This window comes from Microbacterium sp. MDV22-iso44 (assembly GCF_058629135.1).
In genome coordinates, this window is the sequence record NZ_JBZVWS010000003.1 from 356560 (window position 1) to 377239 (window position 20680).

Genomic DNA, 20680 nt, shown 5'->3' on the forward strand with positions numbered 1-20680 from the left:
GCATACACTGAGGCCATGACCGATGCCCCCGCGCGTTTCGCCGGCGTGCGCGCGTACGAGACGCTGCTGGGTGAGATCCAGGACGGCACGCTGCGCCCCGGCGCCGTGCTGGGCGAGGTCGAGCAGGCTGCGCGGCTCGGGGTGAGCCGGACTCCGCTGCGTGAGGCGCTCCGCCGTCTGGCCGCCGATGGGCTCGTCGAGCAGGCATCGCCGCGGGTCACCGTCGTCACCGGCATCGACGTCGACGACATCCGCGCGCTCTTCGACGTCCGCCGCGCGCTGGAGGAGACGGCGGCGCGGTTGGCCTCGCGTGCGTCGGATCGCTCGGTCTTCGCTGCGCTCGCCGCGGACTTCGCCGCCGTCGACGCCGGCGATGGGCCCGTCTCCGATGCCGACGCGTACTACGCGCTCATCGCGCGATTCGATGCGGAGCTCGACGCGGCCGTCGGCAACGACTACCTGACGTCCGCGTTGCGCACCGTCCGCACGCATCTCGTACGCGTCCGGCGTCTCGCCCGCGACAAGCCCGAACGACTAGGGGCATCCGTCTCGGAGCACCGTCTCATCGCGAGCGCGATCGCGTCAGGCGATGCCGACCTCGCCGCGCACGCGACGCACGTGCACCTGCACAACGCCCTGACCTCGATACTCGACTCCCTGTCCGACACCCCGGAGGAAACGACATGACCGTCACCCACCACGTCCGCGTCTACCGCAGCGACGAGCCGCTTCCCCGCGAGGAGCAGCTCGCCTACAAGATCGCCCAGGTCGCCGTCGACCCGGTCGCGGTCGAGTCCGACGTCATCGACATGATCGTGAACCGGATCATCGACAACGCGGCGGTGGCCGCGGCATCCCTCACCCGTCGACCCGTCAGCGCGGCCCGTTCGCAGGCGCTGTCGCACCCGGTGTCGACCGGCGGCCACGGCGGAACGGTCTTCGGCGTCGACAACGAGACCCGCACGAGCCCCGAGTGGGCGGCGTGGGCGAACGGCGTCGCCGTGCGTGAACTCGACTACCACGACACCTTCCTCGCGGCGGAGTACTCGCACCCGGGCGACAACATCCCCGCGATCTTGGCCGTCGCGCAGCACGTCGGCGCCGACGGCGCCGCGCTCGTCCGCGGCCTCGCCACCGGATACGAGATCCAGGTCGACCTCGTCCGAGCGATCAGCCTGCACAAGCACAAGATCGACCACGTCGCACACCTCGGCCCCTCGGCGGCCGCGGGCATCGGCACGCTCCTCGGCCTCGACGTCGACACGATCTACCAGGCCGTCGGCCAGGCTCTCCACACCACGACCGCGACGCGTCAGTCGCGCAAGGGCGAGATCTCCACGTGGAAGGCGCACGCCCCCGCCTTCGCCGGCAAGATGGCGGTCGAGGCCGTCGACCGTGCGATGCGCGGCGAGACCTCGCCGTCCCCCATCTACGAGGGGGAGGACGGCGTCATCGCGTGGCTCCTCGACGGCAAGGACGCCGCGTACGACGTGCCGCTCCCGGCAGCAGGGGAGCCGAAGCGCGGCATCCTCGACACGTACACGAAGGAGCACTCGGCCGAGTACCAGGCGCAGGCCTGGATCGACCTCGCCCGCAAGCTCGGCACCGAGCGGCCCGAACTCCGCGACCCGGCCAACATCGCCTCGATCGTGCTGCACACGAGCCACCACACGCACTACGTGATCGGCTCGGGCGCCGGCGACCCGCAGAAGTACGACCCCACGGCATCCCGCGAGACGCTCGACCACTCGATCCCGTACATCTTCGCGGTCGCGCTGCAGGACGGCGGCTGGCACCACGTCGACTCGTACGCGCCCGAGCGCGCCGGCCGCCCCGACACGGTCGAGCTGTGGCACAAGGTCACGACCGCCGAGGATGCCGAGTGGACGCGGCGCTACCACTCGGAGGACCCGGACGAGAAGGCGTTCGGCGGCCGCGTGGAGATCACGCTGACCGACGGCAGGGCCGTCGTGGACGAGATCGCCGTCGCGGATGCACATCCCCTCGGAGCCCGCCCGTTCGCCCGCGCGGACTACGTGCGCAAGTTCCGCCTGCTGGCGGAGCCCGTGCTCGAGCCCGCCGAGATCGACCGGTTCCTCGCGCTGGTGGAGCGCCTGCCCGAGCTGACGGCCGATGAGGTGCGGCAGCTCGACATCGTTGCGGCGCCGGGCGTGCTCGAAGCGGCGCCGGCCCCGAAGGGGCTGTTCTGATGACCGGGCTGATGGGTCGAGCGTTCGGTATTCAGTCTCTGCGCTCGGGCGTCCACCCTGGCGGGTGTCTCGAACCGCGCGGTTCAGGGGCGCGTGTCGACGGCGACGATACGTCGGGACTGAATACGGAACGCCCCGTGGGCGGAAGGGAGGCGCGCTGATGCTGTACGCACAGACACCCGCGCACGAGAAGCGCCGCCTGTTCCGCGAGCGGCTCGCGACGGGGGAGCTGCTGCGCTTCCCCGGCGCGTTCAACCCGCTGTCGGCTCGCCTCATCGAGCGGAAGGGCTTCGAGGGCGTCTACATCTCGGGCGCCGTCCTCTCCGCCGATCTCGGGCTCCCCGACATCGGACTGACGACCCTGACCGAGGTCGCCGCCCGCGGCCAGCAGATCGCCCGTCAGACGGAGCTCCCCGCGATCATCGATGCCGACACGGGGTTCGGCGAGCCCATGAACGTGGCGCGGACGATCCAGACCCTCGAGGACGCCGGCATCGCCGGTGCGCACATCGAGGACCAGGTGAACCCGAAGCGCTGCGGCCATCTGGACGGCAAAGCGGTCGTCGACGAGGACACGGCGCTCAAGCGCATCCGCGCCGCCGTCGATGCGCGTCGCGACCCGAACTTCCTCGTGATGGCGCGCACCGACATCCGGGCCGTCGACGGGCTGGATGCCGCGACCGACCGCGCGCGCAAACTGGTGGATGCCGGCGCCGATGCGATCTTCCCCGAGGCGATGCGGACCCTCGAGGAGTTCGCCGCCGTGCGCGAGGCGGTCGACGTGCCGATCCTCGCGAACATGACCGAGTTCGGCAAGAGCGACCTGTTCACGGTCGACCAGCTGCGGGACGTCGGGGTGAACATCGTGATCTGGCCGGTGTCGCTCCTGCGCATCGCGATGGGCGCGGCCGAGCGTGCGCTCGATACGCTGATCGACGAGGGGCACCTGACGTCCCGCCTCGGCGAGATGCAGCACCGCGCCGACCTGTACGACCTCATCGACTACGAGTCGTACAACCACTTCGACACGAACGTCTTCACCTTCCGCATCGACCGCTGACGGTCGACGAACAGGAGCGAACATGAGCGACCCCGACATCAAGAAGGGCCTCGCCGGCGTCTACGCCGACACGACGGCGATCAGCAAGGTCAACCCCGAGACGAACTCCCTGCTGTACCGCGGGTACCCGGTCCAGGAGCTGGCGGCGACCCAGCCGTTCGAGGCGGTCGCCTACCTGCTGTGGCACGGCGAATTGCCGACGGCCGATCAGCTCGCCGAGCTGCAGGCGCTCGAGCGCGCGAACCGCGCGCTGCCCGCCGACATCGGCTCCTTCATCGACGCGATGCCGACCTCGGCGCACCCGATGGACGAGGCGCGAACGGTCGTCAGCCTGCTCGGCGCGTTCGAGACGGCAGGCATCGCGAACGTGCTGGATGCCGCGGGGACGCCGGCGGAGAACCTGGACCGCAGCATCCGCCTGTTCGCCATCCTCCCCGCCGTCGTCGCGTACGGTCAGCGCCGCCGCCGGGGGCAGGAGATCGTCGAGCCGCGTGAGGACCTCGGCTACGCCGCGAACTTCCTCTGGATGACGTTCGGCGAGGAGCCCGACGAGGCCGTCGTCGACGCGTTCAACCGTTCGATGGTCCTGTACGCCGAGCACTCCTTCAACGCGTCGACGTTCACCGCCCGCGTCATCGCGTCGACGCTCAGCGACCTCTACTCGTCCGTCGTCGGGGCGATCGGCGCGCTGAAAGGACCGCTCCACGGCGGCGCGAACGAGGCCGTCATGCACATCTTCGACGAGATCGGCTCGGCCGACGCCGTCGTGCCGTGGCTCGACGAGGCCCTCGCCGCCAAGCGCAAGATCATGGGCTTCGGCCACCGGGTCTACAAGCGCGGCGACTCGCGCGTGCCGACGATGAAGGCCGCGCTCGACACACTCGTCGAGCACTACGACCGGCCCGACGTCGCCGAGTTGTACGAGACGCTCGAGTCCGAGTTCGTCTCGCGCAAGGGCATCTACCCCAACCTCGACTACCCGTCGGGCCCGGCGTACAGCCTCATGGGCTTCGACACGCTGACGTTCACGCCGCTGTTCATCGCCGCCCGCATCACCGGGTGGACGGCGCACATCATGGAACAGCAGGCATCCAACGCCCTCATCCGCCCCCTGGCGGCGTACAGCGGTTCGGTCGAGCGGCACATCGAGGGTTACGTTCCGGATGCCGCCGAGGTCGAGGCGCTGGAGCGGCCGGAGGAGGCCGCGGGCTGATATTTTCCCCACGCGGACGCGTGGGCGTGGTATCCAGGAGGTCCTGGCGATGGAGCAGGGCTCATCTGTGACGCGCCGGGAGATCCTGGGGTGGTTCTCATGTCATATCGTCCTGTGCGGAGGTGGGCGAGAGTCCACGCCGTTGTCGCCATGCTGGCCGGGGCCGTCGTCCTCGGCGCGCTGACCGCGGCGCCGTCGAGTGCCGTCTCGGAGAATCCGCGCCTGTTCTGCGATCTGCCCGGGCAGAAACTCGCGATCTCGCCGATGAATCTCCTCAAGGCGGGCCAGCGGATCTGGTGGAAGACGAGCCTGACGGGCGAGTACGCCAGCACCCTCTCGGGTGAATACGTCGGCAAGCTGTACAACGCGCTGGGGGCGGACACCGCGGGCCAGCCGCGGGACCTGCTGCTGGTGAGGCTCGATGGCATCAACGGCGAGCCGGGCGAACTCGACACAGGAGTATGGGCCGGGATGTCCGGCTCACCCGTCTACGACGACCGGCAGAGACTCATCGGAGCGATCTCCTACGGATTCAGTTCGCTGCCGAACAACGTGGTCGGCGTCACTCCCGCCGCGTACATCAAGTCGCTCGGCGTCCTGCCGGCGTCCAAGACCCTCGGCCGCTCGCAGACCGAGAGCGTTGAGGACATGGTGAACGAGCCGTCGACCGCGCGCAGTGCCACCCTCAAGCGCATCGACCCGGTCCGAGTGACGATCGGCTCCTCGGCGTCCGACATCGATGAGACGACAACCCGGCTGAGCGATCGCATCGACGGATTCCGGGGCGTTGCCGCGACCGGGCGCGCTGTCCCCGGCGGGGAGTATCGTGCACGCGATTATCCGATCCTCGCGGGCGGCAACATCGCGGTGTCGTATGGGTACGGCGCGGTCACCGAGGCCAGCGTCGGCACCGTGACCGCTGTCTGCGGCACGGAGGTCTTCGCTTTCGGTCATCCGAGCAGCGGCAACTCGAAGCTGTCCGCCAACATCCACGGCGCACTGACCGCGCGGATTGTTCCGGATCCGGAGGGCTCCTACAAGCTGATCAGTGCGATCGGCAAACCGAAGGGCAAGCTCGTCGAGGATCGGACCGTCGGCGTCCGCGCGAAGTTGGGGATCATCCGCCCGACGATCGAAGTTCGCACGACCAGCGCGTATGGGGATGTGAAGAACGCCATGACCACGAATGTCTCGGAGCAGCAATTCGTCGCGAGCGCGGCGTACACGCAGCTCGGGAACGAGGTCGTCCGCATGCTCGACAACGTGCAAGAGGGTTCTGCCCGGGTGGAATGGAGAATCACCTACCAGCGTGCCGACGGAAGTACAGCGATCCTGAAGAACGCCAATCGGTATACGAGCAAGACGGATCTGCCGTACGTCGTCGGTGAGGGCGTCGCCAACGATGTGGCTGCCTTGCAGAGCAACTCTTTCGAGGAGGTCCGGATTCAGTCAGTCCATGTCTTGACGCGTTTCGAGTCGGACCACCGGATCGCGAAGGTGGGCGGTGTGCAGATGCTCAAGGGCGGTAAATGGGTGACGGTGGACTCGGGCAGTGTCACCAAAGTCGCTCGCGGCGGGTCGTATTCGTTCCGCGCGGTGCTCAGCCCTGCCCCGGGAGCGGAGAAGGTGACGGAGTACGCGCCGTTTACGCTGACGGTGCCGAGGGATGTGCGCAGCACGTACCAGGTCGAGCTGTTCGCTCCGGATGCCGATGACGAGTTCGGGGGAGAAGGGCCCGCGCCGCGGACCTTCGCGCAGTTCGTCGCGGGGCTCGACGACAACCATCGTTCCGATGCCATCACGCGGGAGGTGTCCTACACGTCGACGGCGGGCCCGCGGAAGGCGAGCGAGGCCACGATCGTGACACCCACGGTGCTGGTCGCGAACGGGGCATCCGTGTCCGTGCGGTTCGAGGTCCCCGCGGCACGCTGATTTTCCCCACCGGGACGCCCCACGTGGTATTCAGGACATCTGCATGACCAGTGGCCGAGCACCTTCGGCCTCGGCGCGCACACGTCACCCTGGGGGGAACGCACCATGTCCTATCGTCCTGCGCGGAAATCGGGGGTCGCGCGCGTCGCCGTGGCGACCGCTGCCGCCACCGTCCTCATCGCGTCACTCACGGCGGCGCCGGCGAACGCCGTCTCGTCGGACCCGAACCTCTTCTGCGATCTGCCGGGCCAGCGCCTGGCGATCTCGCCCATCAGCGGCCTGAAGGAGGGTGAGCCCGTCACCTGGCGCTCCACCGTCAAGGGCACCAAGCCCACGACCTTCACCGGTGAGTACATCGGCAAGCTCGACAACGCGTTGGGGACGGATGCCGCGGGCAAGCCGCGCGATCTGCTCCTCGTGAAGCTCGACGGCGACATCGTCAACGGCACGGCGGGTTCACTCGCCGCGGGCGTGTGGGCCGGCGCATCCGGCTCGCCCGTCTACGACGCGGACGGCGCCCTGCTCGGCGCGGTGTCGTACGGTTTCAGCTCGCTCCCCGACAACGTCGCGGGGGTGACGCCGGCCGCGTACATGAAGGCGATCGGCGCACTGCCGGCATCCAAGACGCTCAGCCCGTCGCAGACGCAGACCGTCGAGCGGATGGCCGACGAGAAGTCGACGGCTCGTCGCAGCAGCACGCTTCGCCGCATCGAGCCGGTGCGAGTGACGATCGGGACGTCGGCGAGTGACCTGGACGACGCCACCGACAGACTCAGTGAACGCATCCCCGGCTTCCGCGGCGCGGCGGCGAGCGGCCTCGCCGTGCCCGGTGGCGAGAATCGCGCGGCCGACTATCCGATCGTCGTCGGCGGCAACATCGCGATGTCGTACGGCTACGGCGCCGTCACCGAGGCCAGCGTCGGCACCGTGACCGCTATCTGCGGCACGGAGGTCTTCGCCTACGGCCACCCCGGCAGCGGCAACTCGGCTCTCTCCGCCAGCATCCACGGCGCATCGGCGGCGCGCATCGTCCCCGACTCCGCCGGCTCGTACAAGATGGTCAGCGCGATCGGCCGGGTCAAGGGCAAGCTCCTCGACGATCGGACCGCCGGCATCCGCGGCAAGCTCGGCGTGCCCGCTCCGACGATCGAGATCCGGACCACCAGCGCCTACGGCACCCTGAAGAACACGACGGTCACGAAGGTGTCCGAGCCGGGGTTCATCCCCGGCGCCGCGTACGCGCAGATGGGCAACGAGGCGGTCCGGATGCTCGACAACGTGCAGAAGGGCTCTGCGCGGGTCGAGTGGACGATCACGTATCAGCGGGCCAACGGTGCGACGGCGACCCTGAAGAACGTGAACCGCTACGCGAGCCCCTCCGAACTGCCCTACTACGTGGGTGATGGTGTCGCGAATGATGTGGCGGCGCTGCAGAGCAACCCGTTCGAGGATGTGCGGATCCTGTCGGTGAACGTCCTGACGCGTTTCGAGGCGGATTACCGGGCGGCGGCGTTCAGCGGTGTGCAGATGTTGAAGAGCGGCAGGTGGGTGACGGTGGATTCGGGCAGCGTCCTGAAGGCCGCTCGTGGCGGGTCGTATTCGTTCCGCACGGTGCTCGCGCCGGCTCCCGGTGCGAAGAAGGTGACCGAGTACGCGCCGTTCACGGTCACCGTGCCGAAGGATGTGCGCAGCACGTACCAGGTCGAGTTGTTCGCCCCGGACGCCGACGACGAGTTCGGTGGAGAAGGGCCGGACCCGCGGTCCTTCGCGCAGTTCGTCGCGGGGCTCGACGACAACTACCGTTCCGATGTCATCACGCGGGAGACGTGGTACACGTCGACGGCGGGGCCGAGGAAGGCCGGCGAGGCCACGATCGTCGCACCCACGGTGCTGATCGGCAACGGGGCATCCGCGTTCCTCCGGTTCGAGGTCCCGGCCACGCGCTGACGTCATCGATCCCGGCGACCGCGCCGCAGCTCATCACGGGCTGCGGCGCGGTCGTATGTACGGCGTCGGCGCGGTCTGCGAGCATGAGGCCATGGTGGACACCACGAGCACGGAGCGCATCGTCATCGTCGCCGGGGCGCGCACTCCCGTCGGCCGCTTCGACGGCGCCTTCCGAGGGACACCCGCACACGAGTTGGGCGCGCAGGCGGTGTCCGCCGCTCTCGACCGCTCGAGGGTCGACCCGTCCCGCGTCGGCGAGGTGGTGATCGGCGCGATCGGTCAGGTCGCCGGCGACGCCTACATCGCTCGACGCATCGCGCTCGCGGCGGGCCTCGCCGACGACACCCCCGCCTTCACGGTGAACCGGCTGTGCGGGTCGGGGCTGCAGTCGATCTGGTCGGCGGCGCAGGAGCTGCGCTGGGGTGGCATCGATGTCGCCGTCGCCGGCGGCGCCGAGAACATGACGCGGATGCCTTTCTACGACATGGACGCCCGCGCGGGCGCGACGCTCGGACACCGCCGGCTGCTCGACGGCACCCTCGCGATGCTCACCGATCCGTTCAGCGGGCGGCACATGGGTACGACCGCCGAGACCGTGGCCGAGCGCTTCGGGGTGACGCGCGCCGAGCAGGACGCGTACGCCCTCGAGTCCCAGCGCCGCGCATCGACGGATGCCGCCCGCGCCGCCTTCGCCGAAGAGATCGTCGCCACGACGACCACCGATCGACGGCCCGTCGAGGTGACACGGGATGAGCACCCGCGTCCCGACACGACGCTCGAGGCGCTCGCCCGGCTGCGTCCGGCGTTCACCCCGGACGGCACCGTCACCGCGGGGAACGCCTCGGGGATCAACGACGGCGCCGCCGCGACGGTGCTGATGCGGGAGTCGGACGTGCGCGCCGAGGGACTCCCCGCGCTCGCGACCATCGAGGCCGTCACGACCGCGGCGCTCGACCCGGCGATCATGGGGTACGCGCCGACGATCGCGCTGCGGAAGCTCTTCGCCCAGACGGGGCTGAGCCCTGCAGACGTCGCGACCGTGGAACTCAACGAGGCGTTCGCGTCGCAGGTGATCGCGGTCATGCGCGACACGGGGCTCGACCCGGAGCGGACGAACCCCTACGGCGGGGCGATCGCGCTGGGCCACCCCGTCGGTGCGACCGGCACCATCCTGACCGTCCGTGCGGCGCTGACCCTGCAGCGCATGGGCGGAGAGTTCGCCATCGTCACGATGTGCATCGGGGGCGGCCAGGCGCTCGCTGCGCTGTTGCGACGCTGGGACGCCTGACCGAGGCATCCGTCTGCGAGCATGAAGGGATGACGGATTACGCGACCATCCTCACCGAGACGCGCGGACGCGTCGGGTGGATCACCCTCAACCGACCCGAGGCGCTGAACGCCCTCAATGCGCAGGTCATGCACGATGTCGTGGATGCCGCGGAGGCCTTCGACGCCGACGCCGCGATCGGCGCCATCGTCGTCACCGGCAGCGAGCGGGCGTTCGCAGCCGGCGCGGACATCAAGGAGATGGAGGCGCTCAGCGGCAGCGAGATGCTGCTCGCGAACCACTTCGGCCAGTGGTCGCGGTTCGCCGCGGTGCGGACGCCGACCATCGCCGCGGTGGCGGGCTATGCGCTCGGCGGCGGGTGCGAGCTCGCGATGATGTGCGACATCATCCTCGCGGCCGACTCGGCGCGGTTCGGGCAGCCGGAGATCAGTCTCGGGGTCATCCCGGGGCTCGGCGGGACCCAGCGGCTCGTGCGGGCGATCGGGTCGTTCAAGGCAGCGGAACTTGTGCTGACGGGGCGGCAGCTGACGGCGGACGAGGCGGAGCGGTCGGGCCTCGTCTCGCGCGTCGTGCCGGCGGCGGAGCTTCGGGACGATGCGCAGCGCACGGCGGAGACCATCGCGTCGAAGCCGCTGCCCGCGCTGTACGCGGCGACGGCGGCGCTCGACGTCGCCGTGGAATCGACACTGGCGGAGGGGCTGCGGTTCGAGCGGCAGGCGTTCGCCGGGCTGTTCGACACCGCGGACCAGAAGGAAGGCATGGCCGCCTTCCGCGAGAAGCGCGCACCGGAGTTCCGGCACCGATGAGCGCCGTCCGCCTTGTGCGCTCCGAGGGTCTTGCGGCAGCGCCGTATGCGTATGCGGCGCACGTCGAAGCAGGGGCCGAGCTGATTTTCCTCGCGGGTGCGTGCCCGCTTGCCGACGACGGCTCGACGGTCGCTGTCGGTGATGTGGCGGGTCAGGCTCAGCGCTGCGTCGAGACGATGCTCGTCGCGCTGGATGCCGCTGGTGCGACCCTCTCCGATGTCGCGTCGACGCGGGTTCTGGTGGCTTCATCGGACCGGCACGACCTGGTGGCGGCGTGGAACGTCGTGCGGGAGGCCTTCGGGAAGCATGACGTGCCCAGCACTCTGATCGGCGTGGCAGCGCTGGGGTACGAGGATCAGCTGGTCGAGATCGAGGCCGTCGCGGCGGTCCGTGGGGGTTGAGCGGCCCGCCGCCGTCGCGGCCCGACCGGGAGCCTCGCGCCCGACCGTAGACTCTGAGGCGATACCGAGGAGGAGTCAATGAAGATCGTCGTCCTGCTGAAGGAAGTGCCGGACACCTGGGGTGACCGCACGCTCGATCTCGAGACGGGGCTCGCCGCGCGTGACGCATCCGAGCGTGTCCTCGATGAGATCGGTGAGCGCGCTCTCGAAGCCGCCCTCACATACTCCGAGGCGAACGAGGGCACCGAGGTCGTCGTCATGACGATGGCATCGGATGCCGCGACCGCCTCCCTCCGCAAGGGGCTCGCGATGGGGGCTCACTCCGCCGTCCAGGTCACCGACGATGCGCTGCGCGGCGCCGACCTCGGCGTCACGGCCCGCGTCCTCGCCGCAGCTCTCCGCCGCACCGGCTTCGACCTCGTCATCACCGGCAACCTCTCCACCGACGGCGCCGGCGGCGTGCTCCCCGCGATGCTCGCCGAGCACCTCGGCGTCCCGCAGGCCACCGCTCTGTCCGCCGTCGAGATCACGACGGATGCCGTCAGCGGCACGCGCGCGACGGACTTCGGCACCGCGTCGGTCACCGCGACGCTGCCCGCCGTCATCTCGATCACCGAGGCGCTGCCCGACGCCCGCTTCGCCAACTTCAAGGGCATCATGGCGGCGAAGAAGAAGCCGTTCGAGGTGCTGTCGATCGCCGATCTCGACGTCGACGTCGACCCGGCATCCGCCCCGCAGTCGATCATGACCGCGGTCGCGCAGAAGCCGCCGCGGCAGGCGGGGACGAAGATCGTCGACGAGGGAGATGCCGGCGAGAAGCTCGCGGCCTTCCTGCTCGAGAACCGGCTGGCGTGAGAAACCGAGGAGAACATCGTGACCGACTTCGCCCCTGACGCCGTCCTCGTCTGGCTCGACGTGACCCCCGGCGGAGAGCTGGCCGCTTCCGCCGCCGGTCTCATCGGCGCCGCCGCCTCGATCGGCACCCCCGTCGTCCTCCTCGTGGCCGACGAGTCCCGGCACGCCGACCTCGCCGCCGCGGCCGGATCCCTCGGCGCGTCGACCGTCCTGACCGCCGGGCTCGGCGGCGCCGACTCCGCGCTCACGGTGCCGATCGTCGACGCGGTGGTCGCGGCATCCGCTCTCGTCAAGCCGGACGCCGTCCTCATCTCCAACTCCATCGAAGGCCGGGACGTCGCCGGACGGTTCGCTGCCCGGACCTCTGCGGCGCTCTGCGTCGACGCCGTGGGCGTCTTGCGCGACGATGACGGCGTGCTCGCGCAGCACTCCGTCTACGGCGGCGCCTACAACGTCACCGCGGGGGCGACGTACGGACCGCTCGTGGTCACCGTCCGGCAGGGGTCGATCGATGCGCGGTCCGAGGCCGTCGACGCGCCGACGATCGTCGGGCTGCAGGTCGAGGCATCCGGAGCGCCCGCCGCCGCCATCACGGGCTTCGACGAGGCGGTCGCCGTCTCGAGCCGCCCGGAACTCCGCGGCGCGGCGAAGGTCGTGTCGGGCGGGCGCGGGCTCGGCTCGGCCGACCAGTTCGCCCTCGTCGAGCAGCTCGCCGACGCTCTGGGCGCGGCCGTCGGAGCCTCCCGCGCTGCAGTGGATGCCGGTTACGTCCCCTACTCGTACCAGGTCGGCCAGACCGGTGTCTCGGTGTCACCGCAGTTGTATGTCGCACTCGGCATCTCGGGCGCCATCCAGCACAAGGCGGGCATGCAGACGGCGAAAACCATCGTCGCCGTGAACAAAGATGGAGAGGCACCGATCTTCGACATCGCCGATTTCGGTGTCGTCGGAGACCTGTTCACCGTCGTGCCGCAGCTGATCGCGGCGCTCGAGGCGGGAAAGAAGTAGGAGCGGATGGCGACATACGCGCGTTCCGTGCGCCGCGGACTCCCGCGCGCCTCCGGCGGCGACCCCTGGCCGCCCGCCGAGGAGGCCCCTGCGCCGGTGGCCGGCGCACCGACGCCGGTCGACCCGCCCGCGCCCGTCGACCCGCCCGTCGACCCGCCCGCGCCCGGCGCGCCAGCCGTTGCCGTCGAGCCGACGGAAACTGCGCCGACCGGCACCGCACCGATGCAGAACGCGTCGGCTCGAGGTGATGCGACGCGCCGGGGACTCCCGCGCACGCCGGGTGGCGAGGCCTGGCCGCCCGCGGCGTCGACGGCCGCGGATGCCGCGACCCCGGCCGTCCCCGCCGTCGAGAACGCGCCTCGCGAGGCTCATGGCCACGGAGCGGACCCGGTCCTCGTCGACGCGGCTGAGCCCGCGGCATCCACCCCCGCGGCCTCCACAGTCGCAGCCTCCACCGTTGCGGCCTCCGCAGCCGCGGCCTCGGCGGACGACGCAGGCTCCGGCGCGGTCCGCCGCGGCCTCCCGCGCGCCGCCGGCGGAGACGCCTGGCCCCCCGCCGAGACCACGCCCGCCCCGCGCGCCGCGCCCCCGTCTCGCGAGACTGCACGTGGGGGCCCAGACAGCGGTCTCGCGCCGCAGTCTCGGAGCGCGGATGCAGTCTCGGCGTCCTCGGAGCCCAAGCCCGCCGCGCCCGCCGCCCCGGCCGCCACCCCGGCGCCCGCCGCGCCGGCCACGCCGCGCGCACCGCTCGCCGAACGGCCGCTCGCGCACGCCGGCGTCGCCCGGCGGCCGGCCGCGAAGCCGAACCCCGCGCGCATCGGCCCGTTCACGAAGGTGCAGTGGGCCGGCGTGGTCGTCCTCGGCGGCGCGGCGGTCCTCTACGTCGCGGCGATGGCGGTCCTCGCCGTCCGGTGGATCCTCAGTCTCGAACCGCTGCAGGACTTCCTCACGACCTACCCGGGCGAGTACCACCTGCCCGAGGGGGCGCCCGTCGGGTTCCCCGTGTGGCTCAACTGGTCGCACTTCCTCAACGCGTTCTTCATCGTGCTGATCATCCGCACCGGACTGCAGGTCAGGTCCGAGAAGCGCCCCGCGGCCTTCTGGATCTCGAAGAAGGACCGCAAGCGTCGCATGAGCCTGACGCTCTGGCTGCACCAGGCCCTCGACGTCCTGTGGCTCGCCAACGGTGTGATCTTCGTCGTGCTGCTGTTCGTGACCGGCCAATGGATGCGGGTGATCCCGACCTCGTGGGAGGTGTTCCCCAACGCGGTGTCGGCGGCTCTTCAGTACGTCTCACTGGACTGGCCGACCGAGAACGGCTGGGTGAATTACAACGCGCTCCAGCAGCTCGCCTACTTCGCCACCATCTTCATCGCCGCCCCCCTCGCCGCGATCACCGGCTATCGCATGAGTGCGGTGTGGCCGAAGCAGGCGACGACGCTGAACCGGATCTACCCCGTCGAATGGGCGCGCAAGATCCACTTCCCGACGATGCTCTACTTCGTCCTGTTCATCGTCGTCCACGTCGCTCTCGTGCTGTCGACCGGGGCCCTCCGGAACCTCGGCCACATGTACGCGGCGACCGGTTCGACTGACCCCGAGGCGTACGCCGACAATTGGACCGGCTTCTGGCTCTTCGCGCTCTCGATCGCGGTCACCGTTGCGGCCTACGTCGCGATGCGTCCGCTCGTCGTCGCCCCGGTCGCCCGCCTGTTCGGCGAGGTCAAGAGCCGCTGACGCAGCCCGGCGCGCGCGTCGGGGGACACATGCACGACCGGCGGTGCGGGTGTCACCGCCGCGCGCCGCGCAGGCGGCACCCGCCCCACCGGTCGTGCATCCGTCACCTCACGGAGCGGCCGGTCGTGCATCCCTCGCCTCACCGGCGCAGCCGGTGCAAAGTCCGACGGCGCGGCATCCGAAACGGGATGCCGCGCCGTCGAGTCTCGCGCTCGTGCGTCAGCGCACGAAGCGGACTTCCGTCAGCGTCTCGCCGAGGAAGGGTTCGGTGTGGTTCGCCCCGTCGAGCGTGAACCCGTTGCGCGTGTAGAACCGGTGCGCGCGGGGGTTGTCCTCGGCGACCCAGAGGTACAGGTCGGTGTCGTCCTCGGGCACTACGGCGTCGAACAGGCGCTGGCCGATGCCGGTGCCGTGCCACGCGTCGAGGAGGTAGATGAAGTACAGCTCGCGGTTGCGCGGTGCGTCGCGGTCGCGGGCGGGGCCGGACCCGGCGAAGCCCACGATCTCGCCGTTCACGAGGGCGGCGACCATGCGGAAATCGGGGCCCTGCTGAGCCCAGTGGGTCCACAGCTCGGCGAGTCGGCGGGCCGACACGTTCTCGAGGGCGGCCTTGCTGATGAGGTGGTCGTAGGTCTCGTGCCAGCACGTCGCGTGCACACGGCCGAGGGCTTCCGCATCCACGTCGCGAACGGGACGGACGACGGTGTCGGTCTGCAGTTCGGGCTCCATGGCCAGACTCTACGCACGGCCCGTCGGATCGTGAAATCGACAGTGGCGGGCCTGCACGGGCCGCGCCGGCACTGTCGACAAGCGACAACGGATGCCGCACTGTGCGCGTGTACATGGCTAGGCTCACCGCTCGTGAACGTATGGTGGCGGACCCTGTTGACCCTGATGCGCGCGCGGGTGATGTACCGCCGCCGCGGACCGATCCCGCCCGATGCCGTCGGTCGCATCCGGCTCCGGACCCTGCCGACCGACATCGACCTGCTCGGCCACATGAACAACGGCCGGTACGCGTCGCTGTTCGATCTCGGCCGGTTCGACCTGCTGACCCGCACCGGCATCTGGCAGACGATGAATGAGCGCGGCTGGTACGGCGTGGTCGCGAGCGAGACCGTCACCTTCCGGAAGTCCCTCCAGCTGTGGCAGCGGTTCACCGTCGAGAGCCGCATCATCGGCCACGACGACAAGGCCGTCTTCCAGATGCACCGTGCCGTGGTGAAGGGAGAGGTCTACGCCGAGATGATCCTGCGGGTCCGGTTCCTCCGCCGCACGGGCGGGATCGTGCCCCTCGAGGAGCTCTTCGACGCCCTGCACCGCCCCGACACCCTGGCTCCGATCCCGCAGTGGATCCAGGACTGGGCCGCGGCATCCGCTCTGCCCTCGACCCGTGCGGAAGCGCCGAGCATCTGGCCCTAGCGCCCGGCCCTCGCGTGTCCCGCCGCGCGCGCCCGAGGCGCCCTTAGGCTGAGCCTCATGTCGGACACGTCTGTCGCGCCACAAGCGCCCACCGCCGACCTCGCCGAGCGGGCCATCGCCCTCGCAGAGCGCTGGGTCGCCGAATCCGCCGAGGTCGCTGTCGACCCCGCCGCCGAGCGTCTCGCGGGGGTGCTGAAGGACCCCAACGGCCTGCCGTTCACGCTCGGTTTCGTCGACGGTGTCATGCGGCCGGAGTCGTTGACTGCCGCGGCGACGAATCTGCAGCGGGTCGCCCCGCTCGCGCCGGCCTTCCTGCCCTGGTACCTGCGGGCCGCTGTCCGTGCGGGGGGTGTCGTCGCGCCCCTGCTTCCGACCCCGGTCGTCCCGATCGCCCGACGCGTGCTGCGCGAGATGGTCGGCCACCTCATCGTCGACGCCCGCCCCGACAAGCTCGGCCCGGCGCTCCAGACGCTGCGCGAGTCCGGCGCGCGCCTGAACCTCAACCTCCTCGGCGAAGCCGTCCTGGGCGAGTCGGAGGCGCTCCGTCGCCTCGAAGGCATCCACGAGCTCGTCCGCCGAGACGACGTCGACTACGTCTCGGTCAAGGTGTCGGCCATCGCCAGTCACCTCTCGATGTGGGCCTTCGACGAGATCGTCGAGCGCGTCGTCGAGCGGCTGCGTCCCCTCTACCTGTCGGCGGCGGAGGACGGCACGTTCCTCAACCTGGACATGGAGGAGTACCGCGACCTCGACCTGACGATGGCCGTGTTCATGCGCGTCCTCGACGATCCGCGCCTGCGCGACCTCGAGGCCGGCATCGTGCTGCAGGCTTACCTGCCCGACGCCCTCCCCGCCCTCCGCACGTTGACCGCGTGGGCGCGCGAGCGCGTCGCCGCGGGTGGCGCACGAATCAAGATCCGTCTCGTCAAGGGCGCGAACCTCGCGATGGAGCACGTCGACGCCGTCATGCACGACTGGCCGGCCGCTCCGTACGACACCAAGCTCGACACGGACGCGAACTACGTCCGCTGCCTCGACGAAGCGCTCCGCCCCGAGAACACCGAGGCCGTGCGCATCGGCGTCGCCGGCCACAACCTCTTCCACATCGCGTACGCCTGGCTGCTCGCCGGTCAGCGCGGCGTGCAGCGCGACCTCGAGGTGGAGATGCTCCTCGGCATGGCGCAGGGCCAGGTGCAGGCCGTCGCGCGCGAGATCGGGCACGTCCTGCTGTACGTCCCGGTGGTGCGCCCCGACGAGTTCGACGTCGCCATCAGCTACCTCGTCCGCCGTCTCGAGGAGAACGCGTCGAGCGAGAACTTCCTCTCCGCCGCGTTCGACCTCGCCTTCGACCGCGCCATGTTCGTCCGCGAGCGCGACCGCTTCACGGCGTCGCTCGAGCGTGCCGCCGACCGCGCGCTGATCACGGGCCCGCGGCGCCGCCAGGATCGCGCCGCGAACCCCGACGCCGGTGAGAACGCGGTGACGACGGATGCCGCCCCCGCGACCGACGCCGACGACGCCGCTCTCACGCAGGTCGTCCTCGGGATCGCGGCCAGGGACTCCCGCCCGACCGACCTCGGCGAGACTCAGCCCGCCGATGCCACCGGACGTCCCGCCCTCTTCGGCGGCGACGCGTTCGTCGAGACCGCCGTGTTCTCCTCGCGCGAGACCGCGGTCTCCGCGGGTGCCCCCGGCTTCCGCAATACGGCCGACACCGATCCGGCGCTCCCCGCGAACCGTGAGTGGGCGCGATCGATCCTCGGCCGGGTCGCGACCTCGACGGCGGGGGATGCCGCGATCACCGCCGCCCGCATCGGCACCGAGTCGGAGCTCGAGGCGACCCTCGCCCGGGTGACGGCGGCGTCCGACGCGTGGGGTTCGCTGCCGGCTGCGGAACGAGCCGAGGTGCTGCTGCGCGCGGCGCGTGCGCTCGAAGGCCGCCGGGGCGAGCTCATCGAGGTCGCGGCATCCGAGACGGGGAAGACCCTCGCCGAAGCGGACGTGGAGGTCAGCGAGGCGGTCGACTTCGCCCGCTACTACGCCGCGACCGCGCGCGAGCTCGACAGCGTCAGCGGCGCGGTCTTCGTGCCGGCCCGTGTGACCGTGGTCACCCCGCCCTGGAACTTCCCCGTCGCGATCCCGGCCGGGGGAGCGCTCGCCGCGCTCGCGGCCGGATCGGGTGTGGTCTTCAAGCCCGCGCCCCAGGCGCGACGCTGCGCCGCCGTCGTCGCCGAGGCGATCTGGGAGGCGCTCGACGAGGCCGGTGTCGGTCGCGACGTCCTCGCCCTGGTCGACCTCGACGAGGGTGGGCTCGGAAAGCAGCTGATCACGCATCCGGTGGTCGACCGGGTGATCCTCACCGGGTCGTTCGAGACGGCGTCGCTGTTCCGCTCGTGGCGGCCCGACCTTCCGCTGCAGGCCGAGACGAGCGGCAAGAACGCCATGATCGTGATGCCGTCGGCCGACCTCGACCTCGCGGCATCCGATCTCGTCCGTTCGGCGTTCGGTCACGCGGGTCAGAAGTGCTCGGCTGCGTCGATCGCGATCCTCGTCGGCCCGGTCGCCCGGTCGCAGCGTTTCTCTCGTCAGCTGGTGGATGCCGCGACCTCTCTCCGCGTCGGTTCGCCCGAGGACCCGCTGACCGAGGTCGGACCTCTCGTCGAGAAGCCCTCCGGCAAGCTCGCGTGGGCGCTCACGACCCTCGACGAGGACGAGCAGTGGCTCGTCGAGCCGCGCGAACTGCCGAGCGAGCGGTACGACGGTCGGCTGTGGAGCCCCGGCATCCGCACCGGGGTGAAGCCGGGGTCGCGCGTGCATCTCGAGGAGTTCTTCGGTCCGGTCCTCGGTGTCATGCACGCGCGTTCGCTCGAGCACGCGATCGAGCTGCAGAACGCGGTCGACTACGGGCTGACCGCGGGGCTCTACACGCAGAACCCCGACGACCTCGCGCTCTGGCTCGACCGCGTCGAAGCCGGCAACCTCTACGTCAACCGCGGCACGACGGGCGCGGTCGTCCAGCGTCAGCCGTTCGGCGGCTGGAAGCGCTCATCGGTCGGCGGGGGGGCGAAGGCAGGCGGCCCGAACCACCTCATCGGGCTCGGATCGTGGCGGCCGACGTCGGGCGCCGGAACGTCGTCGACGCTGCACCTGAAGGGTCTCGACTCGTCGATCACCGACGTCATCGAGGCCGCGCAGCCTGCCCTCGGCTACGAAGCGTTCGAGTGGCTCCGCCGGGCCGCGCTCTCGGATGCCATCGCGTGGAACCGCACCTTCGGCAAGGTCGTCGACGTGTCGCACCTGGGTGTCGAGCGCAACCTGTTCCGGTACCGGCCCGCGAGCGTCGAGATCCGTTCGACGACGGATGCCGCGCCCCAGGCGTTCGTGCGGGCGATCATCGCGGCGGTGCGCGCCGGGTCGGCGTTCACCGTCAGCACCCCGACGGGTCTTCCCGCCACGGTCCGCTCGGCGCTCACGGCGCTGGAGGTTCCGGTGTTCGTCGAATCGAACGAGCAGTGGATCGCGCGGATGGCGGGGCCCGCCGCGGAGGACGGCCCGTCGCGGGCAGATCGCGTGCGGCTGGTCGGGTCCCGCGCCGAGATGGACGAGGTCGCGGGGGCGCTCGCCGTGGCGATCGCGGGCGACCCCGACCTCGCCGTCTACGCCGACGAGATGACCCAGGCGGGGCGCATCGAGTTGCTCCCGTTCCTCCGGGAGCAGGCCATCTCCATCACCGCTCACCGGTTCGGGAACCCCGATCACTGGAGCGAAACGGTCATCTGACGGACGCCGGCGGTCCGATGTGCCTGGATTTATCGATCCGCAGAAGAAAACAACTTATCTTTCTGGATCGACGGCGCTCGTGTTGTTTGAATAGACGAGCGCTTCTGGGGAGCGCGCATGGAACACTTCGGGGGGAGTGTGGCCCCGGGTCCGAGATCCTCTGGTCTCGGGCTCGGGGCATCCGTTCGTTCAGGCGTAACGCGGCAGGCGGACGGAGGCCTCGGGGTCCGCGTCTTCGCGTGGAGTCATGAACGAATCGACGAGCGCCCGCACCGTGAGGCCGAGCAGCGTCCACTCGCCCGCCGGGGTGCCGTCGGCTCCCGAGAGCTGATACGTCGGGTGGCCGAGTCGCTCGAGTGACCGGATCGCGAATCCCTCCGCCAGAGCGGCCATCGCCTCGGCGAAGTCCTCGATCGTCAGGCCCTCCCGGAGGCGCATACCGTAGGCATCGATGACGTACTGGTACACCTCGATGAAGGCTTCGATCGACTCCCGGTGGCGCGCGTAGCTGGCCTCGGTCAGCTCGGGCCACGTGTCCGCGGTCGTCCGGAGGGCGAGGGCGACGCGGAACGACTGCGCGTCCAGGAGGTCGGTGGGATCCTCGGTCGTGAGCTCAGAGGCCTGCACGTGCGCGAGCGCTGCCCCGCGGATGATCTCCTCGCCCGAGGCGCCTGCGGCGATCAGCTCATCGACGCGGGCGCGGATCGCATCGGCCGGGCCGGCCACCCGCATCCGCACCATCGCCACGGCGAGGTCGCGGTGGTAGTCGGCCTGGTCGTTCCACAAGCGGTACGCCGCTCCGGTCGTCAGGCCTGCGCGGCGGAGGACGTCCTGAAGTCGGATGTGCTGCACGCCCGCGCTGACCCCGCGTTCGAGGAGCATCTGCATCCCGGCGCGCAGCAGGAGGGCTCTGGTCTGTTCACCCGTGCGTCTGGCCATGATCTGCATCCTGTCAGTTACCGGCCACCCCGCGCGGCATGCATCCACCGGCTACCGCGTCGGTGCGACCTGCCATGATGGA

16 protein-coding genes are annotated in these 20680 nt (G+C 70.5%); 14 read left to right on the plus strand and 2 right to left on the minus strand.

Annotated features, from left to right (window positions below; all coding sequences use genetic code 11):
- The first annotated feature begins 15 nt into the window (after positions 1-15).
- The 12 genes from AC4NN1_RS11960 (at position 16) to AC4NN1_RS12015 (ending at position 14457) form a co-directional block, all read left to right on the plus strand.
- Entirely contained in the window at positions 16-687 is a 672-nt protein-coding gene (locus AC4NN1_RS11960) for a GntR family transcriptional regulator (RefSeq protein ID WP_491955443.1), read from the plus strand.
- The gene (locus AC4NN1_RS11965; RefSeq protein WP_491955444.1) at positions 684-2210 is read left to right on the plus strand and encodes an MmgE/PrpD family protein; all 1527 of its coding nucleotides are present in this window, start codon (positions 684-686) and stop codon (positions 2208-2210) included. Before AC4NN1_RS11960 ends, AC4NN1_RS11965 begins: the two co-directional genes overlap by 4 nt.
- A 160-nt stretch (positions 2211-2370) precedes the next feature.
- Entirely contained in the window at positions 2371-3270 is a 900-nt protein-coding gene (gene prpB, locus AC4NN1_RS11970) for a methylisocitrate lyase (protein WP_116227516.1), read from the plus strand.
- 22 nt (positions 3271-3292) lie between these two features.
- Positions 3293-4483 (plus strand): bifunctional 2-methylcitrate synthase/citrate synthase, encoded by a 1191-nt coding sequence (locus AC4NN1_RS11975; protein WP_491955445.1) that lies wholly within the window; start codon positions 3293-3295, stop codon positions 4481-4483.
- Positions 4484-4582: 99 nt separating this feature from the next.
- The gene (locus AC4NN1_RS11980) at positions 4583-6415 is read left to right on the plus strand and encodes a hypothetical protein (RefSeq protein WP_491955446.1); all 1833 of its coding nucleotides are present in this window, start codon (positions 4583-4585) and stop codon (positions 6413-6415) included.
- 105 nt (positions 6416-6520) lie between these two features.
- Positions 6521-8362 (plus strand): hypothetical protein, encoded by a 1842-nt coding sequence (locus AC4NN1_RS11985; protein WP_491955447.1) that lies wholly within the window; start codon positions 6521-6523, stop codon positions 8360-8362.
- A gap of 91 nt (positions 8363-8453) precedes the next feature.
- Positions 8454-9650 carry a thiolase family protein gene (locus AC4NN1_RS11990; protein WP_491955448.1) on the plus strand — a complete coding sequence of 399 codons (1197 nt, stop codon included), beginning with the start codon at positions 8454-8456 and terminating at the stop codon, positions 9648-9650.
- Positions 9651-9679: 29 nt separating this feature from the next.
- Positions 9680-10456 (plus strand): enoyl-CoA hydratase-related protein, encoded by a 777-nt coding sequence (locus AC4NN1_RS11995; protein WP_336124813.1) that lies wholly within the window; start codon positions 9680-9682, stop codon positions 10454-10456.
- A complete protein-coding gene (locus AC4NN1_RS12000; RefSeq protein WP_311857955.1) occupies positions 10453-10857 on the plus strand; it encodes a RidA family protein in 405 nt (134 codons plus the stop codon). The genes AC4NN1_RS11995 and AC4NN1_RS12000 overlap by 4 nt, the downstream gene beginning before the upstream one ends.
- A 78-nt stretch (positions 10858-10935) precedes the next feature.
- Positions 10936-11712 carry an electron transfer flavoprotein subunit beta/FixA family protein gene (locus AC4NN1_RS12005; protein ID WP_336124810.1) on the plus strand — a complete coding sequence of 259 codons (777 nt, stop codon included), beginning with the start codon at positions 10936-10938 and terminating at the stop codon, positions 11710-11712.
- 18 nt (positions 11713-11730) lie between these two features.
- Entirely contained in the window at positions 11731-12720 is a 990-nt protein-coding gene (locus AC4NN1_RS12010) for an electron transfer flavoprotein subunit alpha/FixB family protein (RefSeq protein WP_491955449.1), read from the plus strand.
- A gap of 6 nt (positions 12721-12726) precedes the next feature.
- Positions 12727-14457, plus strand: a complete 1731-nt coding sequence (locus AC4NN1_RS12015; RefSeq protein WP_491955450.1) for a cytochrome b/b6 domain-containing protein — start codon at positions 12727-12729, stop codon at positions 14455-14457.
- Between the two features lie 219 nt (positions 14458-14676).
- Here the strand turns inward: AC4NN1_RS12015 and AC4NN1_RS12020 are convergent, their stop codons facing one another.
- Positions 14677-15186, minus strand: a complete 510-nt coding sequence (locus tag AC4NN1_RS12020) for a GNAT family N-acetyltransferase (protein WP_018187424.1) — start codon at positions 15184-15186, stop codon at positions 14677-14679.
- A 132-nt stretch (positions 15187-15318) separates the two neighbouring features.
- Between AC4NN1_RS12020 and AC4NN1_RS12025 the strand changes: the two genes are divergently transcribed.
- Positions 15319-15879 (plus strand): acyl-CoA thioesterase, encoded by a 561-nt coding sequence (locus AC4NN1_RS12025; RefSeq protein WP_028497530.1) that lies wholly within the window; start codon positions 15319-15321, stop codon positions 15877-15879.
- 57 nt (positions 15880-15936) lie between these two features.
- Positions 15937-19659 (plus strand): bifunctional proline dehydrogenase/L-glutamate gamma-semialdehyde dehydrogenase, encoded by a 3723-nt coding sequence (locus AC4NN1_RS12030; RefSeq protein ID WP_491955451.1) that lies wholly within the window; start codon positions 15937-15939, stop codon positions 19657-19659.
- 189 nt (positions 19660-19848) lie between these two features.
- Here AC4NN1_RS12030 and AC4NN1_RS12035 read toward each other — a convergent pair whose 3' ends face one another.
- Entirely contained in the window at positions 19849-20598 is a 750-nt protein-coding gene (locus tag AC4NN1_RS12035; protein WP_491955452.1) for a hypothetical protein, read from the minus strand.
- Between the last annotated feature and the right edge of the window lie 82 nt (positions 20599-20680).